Source organism: Desulfovibrio sp. An276, from assembly GCF_002159665.1.
GTDB lineage: Bacteria > Desulfobacterota > Desulfovibrionia > Desulfovibrionales > Desulfovibrionaceae > Desulfovibrio > Desulfovibrio faecigallinarum.
On sequence record NZ_NFJC01000022.1, the window covers coordinates 38,524 to 52,586 of the forward strand.

The 14,063-nt window shown below is 56.9% G+C and carries 16 protein-coding genes; 8 read left to right on the forward strand and 8 right to left on the reverse strand.

Annotated features, from left to right (window positions below; translation table 11 throughout):
- Positions 1 to 101 precede the first annotated feature (101 nt).
- The 8 genes from B5F76_RS09695 to B5F76_RS09730 all read right to left on the reverse strand — a co-directional run bounded on the left by B5F76_RS09695 (position 102) and on the right by B5F76_RS09730 (position 6,260).
- A complete protein-coding gene (locus tag B5F76_RS09695; protein WP_087353840.1) occupies positions 102 to 878 on the reverse strand; it encodes a tetratricopeptide repeat protein in 777 nt (258 codons plus the stop codon).
- A gap of 128 nt (positions 879 to 1,006) precedes the next feature.
- Complete coding sequence (locus B5F76_RS09700) at positions 1,007 to 1,594, reverse strand: tetratricopeptide repeat protein (protein ID WP_087353844.1); 588 nt, start codon at positions 1,592 to 1,594, stop codon at positions 1,007 to 1,009.
- A gap of 2 nt (positions 1,595 to 1,596) precedes the next feature.
- Positions 1,597 to 1,743, reverse strand: coding sequence for a CcmD family protein (locus B5F76_RS09705; protein ID WP_087353847.1), 147 nt, complete (start codon positions 1,741 to 1,743; stop codon positions 1,597 to 1,599).
- A gap of 55 nt (positions 1,744 to 1,798) precedes the next feature.
- Positions 1,799 to 2,509 (reverse strand): cytochrome c biogenesis protein CcsA, encoded by a 711-nt coding sequence (gene ccsA / locus B5F76_RS09710; protein ID WP_087353851.1) that lies wholly within the window; start codon positions 2,507 to 2,509, stop codon positions 1,799 to 1,801.
- Positions 2,509 to 3,183: a heme exporter protein CcmB gene (locus tag B5F76_RS09715; RefSeq protein ID WP_087353854.1), complete on the reverse strand. Its 675-nt coding sequence runs from the start codon at positions 3,181 to 3,183 to the stop codon at positions 2,509 to 2,511. The genes ccsA and B5F76_RS09715 overlap by 1 nt, the downstream gene beginning before the upstream one ends.
- Positions 3,177 to 3,839: an ABC transporter ATP-binding protein gene (locus B5F76_RS09720; protein WP_087353857.1), complete on the reverse strand. Its 663-nt coding sequence runs from the start codon at positions 3,837 to 3,839 to the stop codon at positions 3,177 to 3,179. The genes B5F76_RS09715 and B5F76_RS09720 overlap by 7 nt, the downstream gene beginning before the upstream one ends.
- Positions 3,836 to 5,758, reverse strand: coding sequence for a heme lyase CcmF/NrfE family subunit (locus B5F76_RS09725; RefSeq protein ID WP_144268455.1), 1,923 nt, complete (start codon positions 5,756 to 5,758; stop codon positions 3,836 to 3,838). Before B5F76_RS09725 ends, B5F76_RS09720 begins: the two co-directional genes overlap by 4 nt.
- A 79-nt stretch (positions 5,759 to 5,837) precedes the next feature.
- A complete protein-coding gene (locus B5F76_RS09730; RefSeq protein WP_087353863.1) occupies positions 5,838 to 6,260 on the reverse strand; it encodes a cytochrome c maturation protein CcmE in 423 nt (140 codons plus the stop codon).
- A 715-nt stretch (positions 6,261 to 6,975) separates the two neighbouring features.
- Between B5F76_RS09730 and B5F76_RS09735 the strand changes: the two genes are divergently transcribed.
- The 8 genes from B5F76_RS09735 to B5F76_RS09770 all read left to right on the forward strand — a co-directional run bounded on the left by B5F76_RS09735 (position 6,976) and on the right by B5F76_RS09770 (position 13,865).
- The gene (locus B5F76_RS09735) at positions 6,976 to 7,770 is read left to right on the forward strand and encodes a cytochrome c3 family protein (protein WP_239407015.1); all 795 of its coding nucleotides are present in this window, start codon (positions 6,976 to 6,978) and stop codon (positions 7,768 to 7,770) included.
- Between the two features lie 19 nt (positions 7,771 to 7,789).
- Positions 7,790 to 9,043 carry an electron transporter RnfC gene (locus tag B5F76_RS09740; RefSeq protein ID WP_144268456.1) on the forward strand — a complete coding sequence of 418 codons (1,254 nt, stop codon included), beginning with the start codon at positions 7,790 to 7,792 and terminating at the stop codon, positions 9,041 to 9,043.
- On the forward strand, positions 9,040 to 9,996 hold the full coding sequence (locus B5F76_RS09745; RefSeq protein WP_087353866.1) for an RnfABCDGE type electron transport complex subunit D: 957 nt from the start codon (positions 9,040 to 9,042) through the stop codon (positions 9,994 to 9,996). Before B5F76_RS09740 ends, B5F76_RS09745 begins: the two co-directional genes overlap by 4 nt.
- 11 nt (positions 9,997 to 10,007) lie before the next feature.
- Positions 10,008 to 10,577: an RnfABCDGE type electron transport complex subunit G gene (rnfG, locus tag B5F76_RS09750; protein WP_342633809.1), complete on the forward strand. Its 570-nt coding sequence runs from the start codon at positions 10,008 to 10,010 to the stop codon at positions 10,575 to 10,577.
- 9 nt (positions 10,578 to 10,586) lie between these two features.
- The gene (gene rsxE / locus B5F76_RS09755; RefSeq protein WP_087353871.1) at positions 10,587 to 11,273 is read left to right on the forward strand and encodes an electron transport complex subunit RsxE; all 687 of its coding nucleotides are present in this window, start codon (positions 10,587 to 10,589) and stop codon (positions 11,271 to 11,273) included.
- A gap of 3 nt (positions 11,274 to 11,276) precedes the next feature.
- Positions 11,277 to 11,855, forward strand: a complete 579-nt coding sequence (locus tag B5F76_RS09760; RefSeq protein ID WP_162608794.1) for an electron transport complex protein RnfA — start codon at positions 11,277 to 11,279, stop codon at positions 11,853 to 11,855.
- A gap of 131 nt (positions 11,856 to 11,986) precedes the next feature.
- Positions 11,987 to 12,865, forward strand: a complete 879-nt coding sequence (rnfB, locus tag B5F76_RS09765) for an RnfABCDGE type electron transport complex subunit B (RefSeq protein ID WP_087353873.1) — start codon at positions 11,987 to 11,989, stop codon at positions 12,863 to 12,865.
- A 10-nt stretch (positions 12,866 to 12,875) separates the two neighbouring features.
- On the forward strand, positions 12,876 to 13,865 hold the full coding sequence (locus B5F76_RS09770) for an FAD:protein FMN transferase (RefSeq protein ID WP_087353876.1): 990 nt from the start codon (positions 12,876 to 12,878) through the stop codon (positions 13,863 to 13,865).
- Positions 13,866 to 14,063 lie beyond the last annotated feature (198 nt).

Genomic DNA, 14,063 nt, shown 5'->3' on the forward strand with positions numbered 1-14,063 from the left:
CAATCCACAGTCGCCCCATCCGCCGACTGACTCCGCAACCGATGGATAGGGGGCGTGCGGATGGCCCTCCCGGCAGGGGGAGGGCTCAAACCGAATGGGGGCTATTTGCTGTTTTGCTGTGCATCCCGGATGAGATCCGTGACGGGCTTGCCGTTGGGCGTTTTGGCATCAGGATCCTGCCGTACAAGTTCCTGCCAGCAGGCTATGCCCTCTTCGTGCCTGTGCAGATCGAAGTAGAGAACAACGCCCTTGTTGTACAGGGAGACAAGGTGCCCTGGTGTGATGGCCTGCGCTTCCTCGAAGCAGGCCAGGGCCTTTGTGTACTGGGCAGTTGCCCTGTACATGACGCCAAGGTCCGTGAGCACATTGCTGTCCTTTCTGTCCAGGGCAAGGGCGTGCTCGTAGGCGGCAATGGCGTTTTCCGGCTGGTTGGTATCAAAGTAGAGATGGCCCAGGTGGACCCAGTCGTCCCTGTTCTTGCCGTCCTGCAGGACCTTTTTTTCCAGCTCTGCGATATGCTGCTGTGTCTCGCGGGAAATCTGGGGTTGCTCCTGACGGGCCTGTGGCTGTGGCTGAGCCTGTGTTTGCGGCTGCGACTGGTGCACCATATTCTGGGCAGGTGCCGGAGCCATGTGCTGGCTCAAGAAGGAACCCGCCAGGATACCCACGACCAGGGCAAGGGAAAGGGAAAGGATGAAGACAGGGTAGCTTAGGACCAGCACGCGGGCTGGCCTTGTCTCTTCGGTCAGGGGAGAAAGCTTTGTCTTGGGCTGTTTGTCCATGAAGGTCCTGCCTTGTATGGCGTCTTTGTTTGCAGTTTCGAGGTTGCAGTTTCGTATTGGGCTGAAATGATCGGAAAGTTCGGTGTTGCAGGCCATGTTTTGCGGGAAAGGGTGCACTTGCGCCCTTTCCTCCCCAAACCGGCCGCAGCAGCTAAGTACCGTGCCAAAAAGAAAGATGCAAGGCCACTGGGGTCTTGCATCATGCACAAGGAAAAGGCCCCTTGCTACCTTGCCGAAGGGGCAGCGCTGTCCTTTTGCGCCTTCGTTATTTCCGCTTCGATCTGGGCTTTCTGGGCGGGGGTGATGTTCGGGTTTTCCAGGGCCTTTTGCCAGTGGGCAAGGGCCTTCGGAATGTCGTTCAGATAGTAGCGATAGAGCGTGCCTGCGCTTGTGCGCACCTCGACTCTGTCCTGAAGCTTCAGAGATTCTTCCATGAGGGAGGCAGCCTTCGGATAGTCCTTGCGCACATTGGCTATATAGCCCTTGAGATAGGGAACGTCTGCGTTGTTGACGTCAAGAACCTGGACCTTGTCGAGGAAGACTTCGGCCTCGTCGAGATTTCCTTCCTGCAAAAGCATGATGGCAAGCTGCAGCTGGACTTTGGGATCGTCCGGATTGTCACCAGCCTTGCGCATGAGCTGCGCCATGGGGGACTCTTCCACTTGGGGCTTTGCTGCCTGCTTATGCTGGACTGGGGCTACGTGCTGCACAAGGGAGGGGTTTTGCAGCCTCTCCATCAGGGTGATGCCGACCATGAGCACAAGGCCTGCGCCAAGTACTGCCACAAGGATATGCTGTGCTGTCTTGTTCATTTCTAGTTGTCCGAAGAGTCCTGGTTCAGGGACTCAAGCTGGGCTATTTTTCTGGCAAGGCTTCTCTGCGAGGCGGCAAGAAAGGCCAGATAGCCGCCAAGACCAATCCATACGGCGATTCCGGCATAGACGACCCATGGTTCTGTCATGAAAAAACTCCTCGAAGGGGAATGCACAAGGGGAAAGCTGGACTTTTCCCTTTGCCTACTCTGTATTGCCGTTCTGCTCTTCCCTGTTTTGCGCAAGGAAGATCAGTTCTTCCACCCGTTCTTTTGCAGCGAGCTGATTGATGCGGACAAGGACAAGGCCAAGCCAGAAAACGCCCATGGCTGCCACGGAGAAAAGGGCCACAAGTTTCATTTCCGGTTCAAGCCCCCCACCCTCGCTGGCAAAGACTGCCGGATGGATGGAGCGCCAAAGGCGCGCGGAGAAGAAAACCAGTGGCACGTCCGCGAAGGCAATGATGCCAAGCACTGCCCGTACCATCTTGCGGCGCTCGCTCGAAAGATTGAGGCTGCCGAGCAGGAGATAGCCCATGTAGATGAACCACAATATGAGGGCTGTGGTGAGCCTCGGATCCCAGGTCCACCAGACACCCCAGGCCTTGCGGCCCCAGAGCATGCCTGTGACAAGGGTGAGGGTGGTGAAAAGAAGGCCAACTTCCACCAGGGCCTGCGAGAGCCTGTCCCAGTGATCGCCTCCCCGCACAAGGTAGGCTATGGATGCGACAAAGACCACCAGAAAGCTTGCCAGCGCCCACCAGGAGAGGGGAAGATGTATATAGAAGATTTTCTGTATCTCTCCCATGATGGCTTCGGTTGGCGCATACATGAAGATGAGCCACCAGGATGCGGCAAGAAGCAGGCCACCGACAAGGGCCAGGACGGCGCCAAGGGCAGAGGAGGTCTTTGACATTATTCGTCTCCGCTGTACACGAAACGGAAAAGCAAGAGGGAAAGGGCAAGGAAGATGGCGTCAAAGGCAGCGGCAAAGCCGAGCCAGCGGAAGATTTCCTCACCGGCCTGTTCGCCGAACATGGCGCCAAAAACCTTGATTGCGGCAAGAAGGAGAGGCGCAAGCAGGGGAAAGACCAGAAGGCTCAAAAGCGACTCCCTTGCTGTCTGGCCTTGCGAAAGTGCGCCCAAGAGGGCTCCCATGCAGACCATGCCTGTATCCGCAAGGATAAGCATGGCAAGGCCAAGGGGCCAGGATTGGGAAAGGTGCTGCGCAAGAAAGACTATGATGGCCGGAAAGAAGAGCACTTGGGCCAGGAGTATGAGAAGAAGTCCTGCGAGTGCCTTGCCCAGAAAAACGCCGGTCACGGGTGCTGGCGAGAGCAGAAGGCTGGTCCTTGCCCCGTTTTGCTCCTCGAAGGCAAAGAGCATGTTGAAAACCAGCGTCTGGCAAAAGAGCGAGGAAAGCCAGAAGATAGCGGCAGCAGTCTGTCCGGAGGCAATTTCGCCGTTTTTTTGCGAGAGGCTGAACATGAAGACCAGGAGCAGTCCGAGCAGTATGGACTGAACAAGACCTGCTCCCCTCAAGGCGAGGGAAAGGTCCTTGCGGGCAAGGGCCAGGGCTAGTTTCAGCATGGTTTGCCCTCCTCTTCCCCTGCGCTGTCCTCCTTTGGACTTTCCAGACGGTGCAGGCCCTTCCCCCTGACTTCGTGGACTACGTCCGCAAGGTTTGTATCATTTGCAAGGTGGCTGACCCAGAGCACGCAGGCACCCCTGTCCCTGGCCTTGCGCATTTCCACGTAGAGCATTTCGCGCGAGGCTTTGTCGAGGCCTGTTTCAGGCTCGTCGAAAAGGCAGATGCCCGGTTCAAGCAAGAGCACACGGGCCAGGCTCAGGCGCTGGGTCATGCCGCGGGAAAAGACCCCTGCCCTTGTGTCCGCAAAGGCCGCAAGGCCGACATGGGAGAGCATATCGAGGACTGTTTTCTCGCTTGCAGGCTGGTTGTAGGCCTTCTGCCAGAAGAGGAGATTCTCCCTGGCAGTGAGGTTCGGGTAGAGAAAGGTGCTGTGACCAAGGTAGCCGACAAGAACGTCCTCGTCGGCAAAGAGGATCTCACCGGACGTGGGGCGGACAAGGCCGCCAATCATGCGCAAGAGCGTCGACTTGCCGCTGCCGTTTTTGCCGATCACAAGATGAATGGCCCCGGAGGCAAAGCTTGCGGAGACATTCTTGAAGAGTATGCGCAGGGCAAAGTTCTTGCCCAGATTTTTCAGGGTAATGGCGTCTGTCATGGTTGCCTGTGGGCTATGCTTGCCTCTTCTTCCCTATCTGTGCCATCTGCCTCGCGCCTCTTTTTGCGTGCGAGATTTACGAGGGGCAGGAAGGACATGATGGCACCGCCAAGCCACAGCCAGCTGACCAGGGGTTCTATGGAGATCTGCACGACCATGCGTCCCCTGTTGTCGAGGCCCGAGACGGAGGCGTAGACTTCCTTGCCGAAGCTGCTGGCAACATCTACCTCGGAGAAGAGCATGCCCTGGAACTTGTCGTAGGCGCGCTTTTCCGGAGTCAGGATATCCTTGACCTGACCTTGGTTGTCGATGACCTCAAGGGTGGCCCTAAGGTACTCGTAGTCGGTTCCTCTGCCTGTGGTAGCGCTTTTGAGACGGATCTCGTAGGCGTCAATCCTCTGCGAGGCCCCTTCCTCAAGGACCATATCCTGGGTAACCTTGTAGGGACCGGAAAAGGCAATGCCAAGGGCGCACAGGGCAACGCCAATGTGAGTGCCAATGCTGCCAAGCCGGAAGCCAGATTTCTTGCCGATAAACAGACTGCCGAGCAGGATGGCACCAGCAGCAAACTGTGTCACCAGGGGATGGATCTTTTCGTAGTTCAGATAGAAGGACAGGCCTGCCACAACAATGCCGCCCAGGATGGCAATGACAAGCCCCTTCTGGTTTGCAATGCCCCACTTCCAGGAAAACCAGGGGCACAGGGCCAAAAGCAGGAGCAGAAGGCTTGCCAGGGGCAGACAGACGCTGTTGTAGAAGTTGGCGTCAAGGCCCATGGGGGCAGAGCTCCACAGGCGGCTTATCACGGGCCACATGGTGGCACAGAGGATGATGAAGCCCAGGATCAGGAAGATCCAGGCAGTGAGCAGCAGGGCACCTTCCCTTGAGAGCGGATTTTCAAGCTCACCCTCGCCCTGTTTGGAGAAGAGGACTACAAGCAGTGTCACAACAAGGGAAAAGGCTATGAAGACAAGCAGGGGCACGCCCACAGGACCTTGACCAAAGGCGTGTACGGAATCGATGACGCCGCTGCGCACAAGGAAGGTGGCAAAGAAGCCCGAGATAGTGGTGAGGCTTATGAGAAGGGTATTGGTCCTTGTCAGCTTGCCGCGGCTGCGCTCGATAATGAGTGTGTGCAGGGTAGCTGTGCCCACAAGCCAGGGGATGAGAGAGGCGTTTTCAACTGGGTCCCAGGCCCAGTAGCCGCCCCAGCCAAGTTCCATGTAGGCCCACCAGGCGCCGAGCATGATGCCGGCAGTGAGAAAGCACCAGGCAGTGATGAAGAGCACCCTTGTCGTCTGGTACCAGGCCTCGCCCCCTTCCCTTCCTGTGACTGCCTGGGCCAGGGCCATGCAGGATGGCACAGTGAAACCGCCGTAGCCGAGGAAGAGCAGCGGGGGATGAAGAATCATGCCCGGATTTTGCAAAAGGGGATTCAGACCGCGCCCGTCGGATGGAGCGGGCTCAATCTGCATGAAGGGATTGCTCCACAGGGCAAGAAGGGTGGCAAAGAAGGCCGTGGTGGCAAAGAAGAAGATCCAGAACCACAGCCTGGTTTTGGCAGGCACTGTCCGGTAGGATTTGGTCAGGGCAAAGACGGAGCCCATGATGGCAACAGAAAGCGCCCAGAAAAGCAGCGAACCCGGTTGGCCTGCCCAGAAGGCAGCAAGCTTGTAGAAGATTCCCAGGGCATCGTCCGTGTACCCTGCCACATACTCAAGGCTGTAGTCGCCGATACTGAGCGCATACAGGAGTATGACGGAAGCAAGGCCAAATCCTCCGGTAACAAGGATATGGCCTTTTTCGACAAGGGCAGGAACCCTGTTTCTTGGGTTGCCTGCCTGGGTGAGCCCGTAGCCTGCCGCAAAGACTGAGGTCAGCTGGGCAACAATGAGCAGAATGAAGGCAAGGGTATACATGGGCGGACTATTTTCCTTTTCAGTCAGTGCGCTTTTGGGACGGGGATCCGTCTCAAAAGCGTCCCCCAAAAGGGGAAAATCAGGTTCGGTTTTCCTTCTGGTACTTTGAGGGGCACTTTGTCATGAGCACCTTGGCCTGGAAGGAACCATCTGCCTGGACACCTCCTTCCACAATGACCTCCGCGCCATCCTTGAAGGTGTCGGGCACAATGCCCCTGTAGGCCACGGGCATTGTCTCTCCCTGGTTGTGCTGATCCACCAGGGTGAAGAGCACGCCAGGACCCTCCTGCTGTTCCTGTATGGAAGCAGGCTGTACTGTGCCGAAAAGGCGAATGTTGCCGAGCTTGGATCTGTCCTGGGCCTTGGCTTCTGCCACGTCCAGGAAGTAGGTGCTGTTTTCGCTAAGACCCGAGAAGATAAGCCAGCCCACACCACCCAAAAACAGCAGGGCAATGAGGGCGTACATACAGGTATTCTTGTTCTTGCCTTTGGGCTGGGCCATGCCGAACCTCTCTTGCAGGGGTGCAAAAAAAAATTTTTTCCGAGTTTGTCCGATTTTACATGCTCATTTGTCAAAGTGCAAGTAGTAATAAAAATCAATCTTGTTAAATATCCAAAAATAGGAGCAAAGAACTTTGTTTGAAGGTTAGTTGCCCGATATAAAAGGTTTTTTCTGTCACAGTCTGGGTGGTTCGGGCTCAAAAAAGAGCCTTTTTTTGTGGCAATTGTCACAAGAGACCGCATTTCCCGGAAACAGACGTCATTGGGCTGCACAAGCGGGCAAAAAACTGTCCGGCACTGCAACAGGAGGATTTTGGACACGCTGCTCTGACATCCGGAGGATGAGTTGCAGGAGCTTTTGCTCCAAACAACACTGATGAGAGAAAAAAGAGTATGGGCAAGGGAGATATCTTCTTTACGCAAAAGAGAAAGTAGGACAAAAAACAGCCCTTTTTGACTGGCCCCTGGGCAGGCTTGCGTCATGCAATAGCAAAAAGGTGCTCTCAAAAACACTGTTTGATTGGTTAAACAGTATTTGTGTTTTTCAGATACTCTGTGCACTTTTTCACAATATACAATGAAGTTTTGAGTAAAAGAAGAAAAAAACTCTCTTTTATCCCTTTCATTAGTTTATTGTCTGTGTTAGGACAGATCACAGTAGCCTCATTGTGAGACTTGCAACCAGTTTTTTTCTTTTCTAACGGGGGTATTGCACTGTGCTCAACAAAAAGTTTTTGCCCATAGTGCTCTTGACGACCGTTCTGGCAGTGGTGGCGCTGGCTGGCTACCTCCTGCCCGAGGATGGCAAGGCTGTGCCCACGCGCATTGCCATGCAGAACACCGGAGGACCAGTAGTATTCGAGCACAGCAAGCATATCGAGGATGTCCCCTCCTGTATGACCTGTCACCACGACATGAGCCACGGCGCAGCCGAGCCCATGGCCTGCAACGACTGTCACGGGATTGCTGTGGTGGACGCTGCCTTTGTGGCGGATCATCAGAAGAGCTTTGCAAGGGAAAGCTGTGCAGTCTGCCACCACTACCAGCCTGGCAGGCAGGACTGGGGACATGACAGGCACAGCATGGATTTTGGTCTTGAGTGTGCAAGCTGCCATCACGAGGACACGTCCATTGAGCCGGAGCCGGCAAACTGCGCGGACTGCCACGAGGCAGGTGCAGCACCCACGGGCAAGCCCGCAGAGGAAGGGGTACCACCGAATCTTGCCGACGCAGTGCATTCAAAGTGTGCAGCCTGCCACCAGGAATGGTTCGATCTGAAGGCCAGAGGGTGTGAGAAGTGCCATTTTGACAAGGTTCCCGAGGGTGAAGTGCCAGCAGCACGCAAGCATGCGAATCTTGAAACCATGAGCTGCAAGTCCTGCCACGAGCAGGCGCCGGACAAGCTCATTCCCGGACGAATGCAGGCGCATCACGCTTCCTGCATGGGATGCCACAATGAGCTTGGCAAGGGTCCCCGCACAAACAAGGACTGCAAGCAGTGCCACATGTAGGCAAGGGGGACAAATAGCCATGAAAGAACTGTTTACCATGCTGCCGGATCCTCGCTTCCACCTTGTGAGCAATGTGCGCGAGCGTTTCCTGACTGCCCCTGCCCCGACCTTTGTACGCCTGAACAGAGAGGGCTTTGTTCTCGACGAGGGCGTGCGCAAGAAGATGCTGATCCACCCCTACATGCATCTGGCAACGCACCCGAGTCCCCTAAAGGGCGATCTCTTTGCTCCCATCTTTGGCGAAATCACCGATGTCACGGAACGCAGCATCTTTGCGAAAAGTGTTGAGCCCAGCCCGGAGCTTGTGGCTGCCTGCAAGGCAGTTCCGGAAACGGACATCCTCGCTCTCGAAGAAAGGGGAGCCGAGCTTGCGGTTATTCTGAAGCATCTTGGCCTCAACACAAAGTCCCTTGGGCAGGACTGCGAGACACTGGTCGTAAACGGCCTCAATCCTGACCCTGGTGTCACCTGGGCCGAGCCCATGCTTTTGACCCATACGAGAACGCTTTTTGCCGGCATGGCCATGCTCAGAAAGCTTAGCCCTGCAAAACGCATAGTCCTGGCAGCACCGACGGAACTGAAGCTCAGGTACCACGACATAGAGGTGGTCAATGTGCCGTCGCACTACCCCGCAAGCGTGAATGCCCTTGTGATCAAGGCTGTCACAGGCAGGGAACGTCCGGACGGTGTGGGCATTGTTGGCATACACAATGTCTGGAGCCTCGGCCGGGTGGCCATGACGAAGAAGCCGCTCATCGAATCCGTCATCACCATAGGCAGCCTCAATGTCAGCTCCAACTACATAGTGCGCGACGGAAGCACTCTTGGGGAGCTCCTCGAACACGCCGAAATCAGGCTCAACAGTGGGGATACGCTCGTTCGCGGCGGCCCCTTGCGCGGCGAAAGCATAGACAAGCTCGATCGCAGCGTGACCAAGGGCAGCACGGGTGTCTTCCTGGTGGAAAAGGGCACCATCCCTCCCATGCAGGGGCACAGCCCCTGTGTGTCCTGCGGCTCCTGCGTGGCAATCTGTCCGGCACGCCTTCGGCCGGACATGCTGAGCCGCTACGCGGAATTCGGCCTGCACAATCGCTGCCTTGAACAGTACATCACTTCCTGCCTCGAATGCGGCCTGTGTGGATACGTGTGCATAGCCCGCAGACCTGTGCTGCAGTACATACGCCTTGCCAAGGCCAAGCTGGGGCTTGGCGTGCTCAAGAGCGATGGCCTGTACGCACCCCAACCCACAAGCAATGAGGAGAACGCATCATGAGCACGTTAAGCCAATCTTCCCTGCTGCTTGCCATGTCTTCTCCTCCGTATTGGCATTGTGGCAGGACAGTGTTGCGCAGGAGCCTGGATCAGATTCTGGCCCTGCTTCCGGCCCTTGCCATGGCCATTTTGAACTGGGGGATGCCTGCCCTGCGTGTTGTAGCCCTGTCGGTGGTCGTCTGCGTCCTTGTGGAGGCCGCCTGCTGCCGCATCATGCATCGCAGGCAGACAGTGCAGGACTTTTCCGCAGTGGTCACTGGCATGTGCCTTGCCTTCCTTTTGCCTGCAGCCTCGCCCTGGTGGTTGGTGGTCCTTGGGGCCAGTGCTGCCATGCTCTTTGGCAAGATGCTTTTCGGGGGCCTTGGCGACAACCCCGTGTCCACACCCATAGTGGGCTGGGCCATTCTCTTTGTCTCCTATCCCCTGTTCATGGATCCCAACATGGTCCAGCTTGCCACAAGCTATGAGGATCCCCTGGCCATTCTCAAATACCTGGGCGTGGAAAGGGCTGGCGAGATTTCCCTTACGGATCTTGTGCTTGGCAGGCAGATAGGCGCCCTTGGCGCAAGCCAGATAGGCGGCCTTTTGGTAGGCGGCTTCTATCTGCTCATGCGCGGCGTCATCCGCTGGCAGATTGTGGCCGGCATGCTGTGCGGCGTGCTGCTTCCCTTTGCCATCCTGCATGCGGCAAGCGATGTTCCCACCATGGGCCCTGCCTTCCATCTGCTCACCGGCTCGGTGCTCTTCTGTACCTTCTTCATAGCCACGGATTCCAATGTGGCTCCCACGCACACACTGGCCATGCTGCTCTACGGCGCCACCTGTGGCGTCATGGTCTTCCTCATCAGGACCTTTGGCAGCTACACGGACGGCGCCCCCTTCGCGGTGCTCGTGACTTCCCTTCTCACGCCGTACTTTGATCTGATACGGCCCAAGCCCTTCGGAGTGCGCTAGCTATGGGTGGTATGATACGAACAATTGTGGTGCTGACCCTGTTCTGCAGCGCCTCGGGCTTTATTCTTTCCTATCTGAAGGATCTGACTGCGCCCGCCATCGAGGAACAGCTTTTGGTCAATGTGCAGGGCCCCGCGATCACGTCGGTCTTCAACAGGGCCGAGAACAATCCCGTCTCGGACAGGCATACCTTCGAGACAGGTGACGGAAAACGTGTGGTTGTCTTTCCCTGCTTTGTGGGCAACAGGCTCACGGGCGTTGCCATCGAGGGTTTTGGCAAGGGATACGGCGGCGACGTGGGCGTCATTGTCGGCTTCAACGTGGAAAACGACAGTCTGGCTGGAGTGGGCATGACGGTTCTCAAGGAAACACCCGGCCTTGGCATGAGGGTGCGTGAACCTGCCTTCAGCGACCAGTTCCGCAATGCCTCATTTCCCGTTGCCCTCTCGTCTGCCGGAGGTCGCATAGATGCCGTTTCCGGCGCCACCATCTCCAGCAATGGCGTCATCGAGGCTGTCAACAAGGCCAATGCCGTCTATAAGGAACTGCGGCCCCAGATTCTGGCCCAGTGGGACAAGTAGGAGCGCACCATGGCATTCGTGAAAGAACTGAAAAAGGGTCTGTGGGAGGAGCTGCCTCCCTTCCGCCTCCTGCTGGGTCTGTGCCCCACCCTGGCAGTGACCAACTCTGCAAGCAACGGCCTTGGCATGGGTGTTTGCGTCATCTTCGTTCTGACGCTCTCCAATGTACTGGTCTCCATGTGCCGCAACTTTATTCCCAAAACGGTGCGCATTGCCTGCTTCATCGTTATTGCAGCCTCTCTTGTTGTGGCCCTGGAACTTCTCATGCAGGCCTATACCTACCCCCTGTACGAGTCATTGGGCATCTTTGTGCCCCTTATCGTTGTGAACTGCATCATCCTTGGCCGCGCCGAGGCCTTTGCTGCCAAGCACAACGTGATAGACAGCCTTGCCGACGCCATAGGCATTGGCATTGGCTACACCCTGTCCCTGACCTTTTTGGGCTCCATTCGCGAGATTCTCGGCAAGGGCACCTTCTTTGGCATCGAGCTTTTCGGAGACAGCTTCGAGCCCTTTACCATCATGGTGCAGGCTCCGGGCGCCTTCATTTGCCTTGGCCTCATCCTGGGGGGCATGAACTGGCTGAATGCCCTGCAGGCCAGACGCAGGGGCTCGTCGTCCTTCACAAGCATAGGCTGCCAGGGCTCCTGCAGCGGCTGCGCTGCCTGCAGTATGGCCAAGAAGAGGGAGGGATAGTCCGTGAGCGACATACTGACAATTTTCATAGCGACGATTTTTGTCAACAACATCCTCTTGGCCCAGTTCCTTGGCAACTGTCCCTACCTTGGCTGCTCCAGGGAGAAGGGCGTTGCCGCAGGCATGGGCAGTGCTGTGGTCTTCGTCATCGTCGTTGCCACCCTGTTTACCTGGCTCATGCAGCACTACGTGCTCAATCCCCTTGAGATCGGCTATCTGCAGACCATTGTCTTTATCGTGGTCATCGCGGCACTCGTGCAGTTTGTGGAAATGTTTTTGAAAAAGATGGTGCCCCCGCTCTACAGCTCGCTTGGCATCTACCTGCCGCTCATCACCACAAACTGCGCAGTCATGGGCGTGACAATCCTTGTCCAGCGCGAGGGCTTTACGCTCTTCGAAAGCCTCTTCAATGCCCTTGGGTACAGCCTTGGCTTCTTCTTGGCGCTCATGCTCATGGCGGGCATACGCGAGAAGCTCGATACCTGCAGGCTGCCCAAGACCATGATTGGCACACCCATAGCCCTGGTCATGGCCGGCATCATGTCTCTGGCCTTCATGGCCTTCAAGGGCATGGCGCAATAGGACACTTGCCTGCATGTCTTAGGGAGAAGGGTGTGCCCTGAACTTTCGGAACATGCTGCACAGTTGCGAGGAACAAGAAAGGAGGCGGCGCTTCCTCCCCACACAGAACAGGGGTTTTTCGCCGAAAAACGATGATACTATATTCTGTACTGGCCATGTTCGGCCTTGGCCTTGTGGCTGCCGGCTTGCTGGCAGTGGCCTCCAGGGTCTTTTTTGTCAAGGAAAATCCCAAAGTCGAGGCGGCACTGGAAATATTGCCTGGCGCCAATTGCGGCGGATGCGGCTTTCCCGGCTGCGAGGGCTATGCCAAGGCCGTGGTCAACGATCCGGCCATTCCGGCAAACCGCTGCTGCGCATCCCCGAAAGAAGCCATTGTCGCCCTGGCAGAGCTGACCGGAAAGGTGGTTGCCGAGGCGGAGCCCCTTGTCTCCATGCGCCGCTGTGACATCTACCACGGACAGGTTGCCACCACCTTCGAGTACCGCGGCATACCGTCCTGCGCTGCGGCTACACCCCTGCGTGGTGGGCAAAGCGCCTGCAACAACTCCTGCCTTGGCTACGGCGACTGCGTGCAGGCCTGCCCCTTCGAGGCCATGAGCATTGTGGGAAACTTGGCCTGCGTTGACGTTGAGCGCTGCACTGGCTGTGGCGCCTGCGTGAAGGCCTGCCCGCGCGGAGTGCTGGAGCTTGTACCCAAACGCGCCAGGGTATGCGTGCCCTGCAACTCCAGGGCCAAGGGCAAGGCGGTCATGGAAGTGTGCGAGGTGGGCTGCATCAAGTGCGCAAAGTGCATACGCACCTGTCCGGCCAAGGCCATACGCCTGAAGGACGGCATCATAGAAGTGGATCACAGCCTCTGCCTGTCCTATGGAGAGGAATGCGGCATGGCCTGCGTGAATGCCTGTGCGCGACAAATCCTCCGCCCCATCGATCTTCTGAACACGGGGCATTTGTGCAAGAACGCTCCGGAAGGCTCAACAAATCCGGACAACGAACAGGCCGTTGCCTGAGGAGTCATCCATGTCCAAGAATGAAATATCCGGGCTTTCCAGGCGTCATTTTCTGGCAGCCATGGCTGCAGCAGGCCTCGTTCAGGCAACGTCTCCCCTGGTTGCGGCGAAGACGTTTGGTTATCAAGAGACGGCCCTTTTCATGGGCACACTGGTGCGCATTGATGTGGCAGGCGTGTCCGAGGCAAGGGCAGAGGATGCGGTCGAGCACGCCTTTGCAAAGGGTCGCGAGCTCGAAGCTGTGCTTACGCGCTTTGACTCGTCCTCTCCCCTGGGTGTTTTGAACAGTCAGGGAAGCCTTGAAGACGTTCCGCCGCAGCTTTCCCTCATGCTGGAAAGAAGCCGCCTTGTGCACAGGCTGACGGAAGGTAGCTTTGAACCGAGCATATTGCCGCTTTTGCAGGCCATGCAGGACGCGTCTGCAAGAGGCGAGCAGCTTCACTCGGATAACGCAGGAGAGCTCTTGTCCCGCGTGGACTACACAAGGGTACAGACCGGGAATGGCGTTCGTCTGGGAGAAGGCATGTCGCTCACCCTGGACGGCATAGCCAAGGGCTACATTGCTCAGGAAATGAGCAGGGAACTTGCAAGGATGGGCTGCCCCAACCATCTGGTCAATGCCGGAGGCGACATAGTGGCAAGCGGGAGGCCGGACCATGCCAGGGCCTGGAACATTGCCATACAGTCTCCCTTCTCAAGGACCAGGGTGCGCGGAAGCGTGCAGCTGAATGGAGGCGCACTTGCCACCTCGGGCGTCTACGAGCAGAGGCTTTCCGGGGGAAGAAGTCATCTTGTGATTCCCCGCACCCTGGAGAGGCTCGATGCCGTGTCCGCCACTGTCTGGGCACCGGACGGGGCCATGGCCGATGCCCTGGCTACGGCCTTTTGTGTGCTCCCGTATGCGAAGGTCCTGCAGATTTGTTCGTCCCTGCGCGATGTGGAAGCCATGATTGTGCTTTGGGACGGAAGCCTTGTGTGCTCGCAGGGCTGGCCTGCCTGATTCGAGCAAAAGACATAACCGAAAGCTCCCCGGAAATCCTTGTATTTCCGGGGAGCTTTCAATTTTGCACTCTTCCTGTACCCTGCGTGTTAGGGCGTGTTGACAAATTCATGTGAGTGTTCCAGTAGGAGTACTTACTACACAACCTTCGCCCACATTAACATATTGAAAATATGGAAATAAGAGGAGAATGACAGA

What these genes read in the sequence shown, in the direction of transcription:
- B5F76_RS09695 (WP_087353840.1), bottom strand. Translation starts at nt 878, where the DNA reads ATGGCCTGCAACACCGAACTTTCCGATCATTTCAGCCCAATACGAAAC.
- B5F76_RS09700 (WP_087353844.1), bottom strand. Translation starts at nt 1,594, where the DNA reads ATGAACAAGACAGCACAGCATATCCTTGTGGCAGTACTTGGCGCAGGC.
- B5F76_RS09705 (WP_087353847.1), bottom strand. Translation starts at nt 1,743, where the DNA reads ATGACAGAACCATGGGTCGTCTATGCCGGAATCGCCGTATGGATTGGT.
- ccsA (WP_087353851.1), bottom strand. Translation starts at nt 2,509, where the DNA reads ATGTCAAAGACCTCCTCTGCCCTTGGCGCCGTCCTGGCCCTTGTCGGT.
- B5F76_RS09715 (WP_087353854.1), bottom strand. Translation starts at nt 3,183, where the DNA reads ATGCTGAAACTAGCCCTGGCCCTTGCCCGCAAGGACCTTTCCCTCGCC.
- B5F76_RS09720 (WP_087353857.1), bottom strand. Translation starts at nt 3,839, where the DNA reads ATGACAGACGCCATTACCCTGAAAAATCTGGGCAAGAACTTTGCCCTG.
- B5F76_RS09725 (WP_144268455.1), bottom strand. Translation starts at nt 5,758, where the DNA reads ATGTATACCCTTGCCTTCATTCTGCTCATTGTTGCCCAGCTGACCTCA.
- B5F76_RS09730 (WP_087353863.1), bottom strand. Translation starts at nt 6,260, where the DNA reads ATGGCCCAGCCCAAAGGCAAGAACAAGAATACCTGTATGTACGCCCTC.
- B5F76_RS09740 (WP_144268456.1), top strand. Translation starts at nt 7,790, where the DNA reads ATGAAAGAACTGTTTACCATGCTGCCGGATCCTCGCTTCCACCTTGTG.
- B5F76_RS09745 (WP_087353866.1), top strand. Translation starts at nt 9,040, where the DNA reads ATGAGCACGTTAAGCCAATCTTCCCTGCTGCTTGCCATGTCTTCTCCT.
- rnfG (WP_342633809.1), top strand. Translation starts at nt 10,008, where the DNA reads ATGATACGAACAATTGTGGTGCTGACCCTGTTCTGCAGCGCCTCGGGC.
- rsxE (WP_087353871.1), top strand. Translation starts at nt 10,587, where the DNA reads ATGGCATTCGTGAAAGAACTGAAAAAGGGTCTGTGGGAGGAGCTGCCT.
- rnfB (WP_087353873.1), top strand. Translation starts at nt 11,987, where the DNA reads ATGATACTATATTCTGTACTGGCCATGTTCGGCCTTGGCCTTGTGGCT.
- B5F76_RS09770 (WP_087353876.1), top strand. Translation starts at nt 12,876, where the DNA reads ATGTCCAAGAATGAAATATCCGGGCTTTCCAGGCGTCATTTTCTGGCA.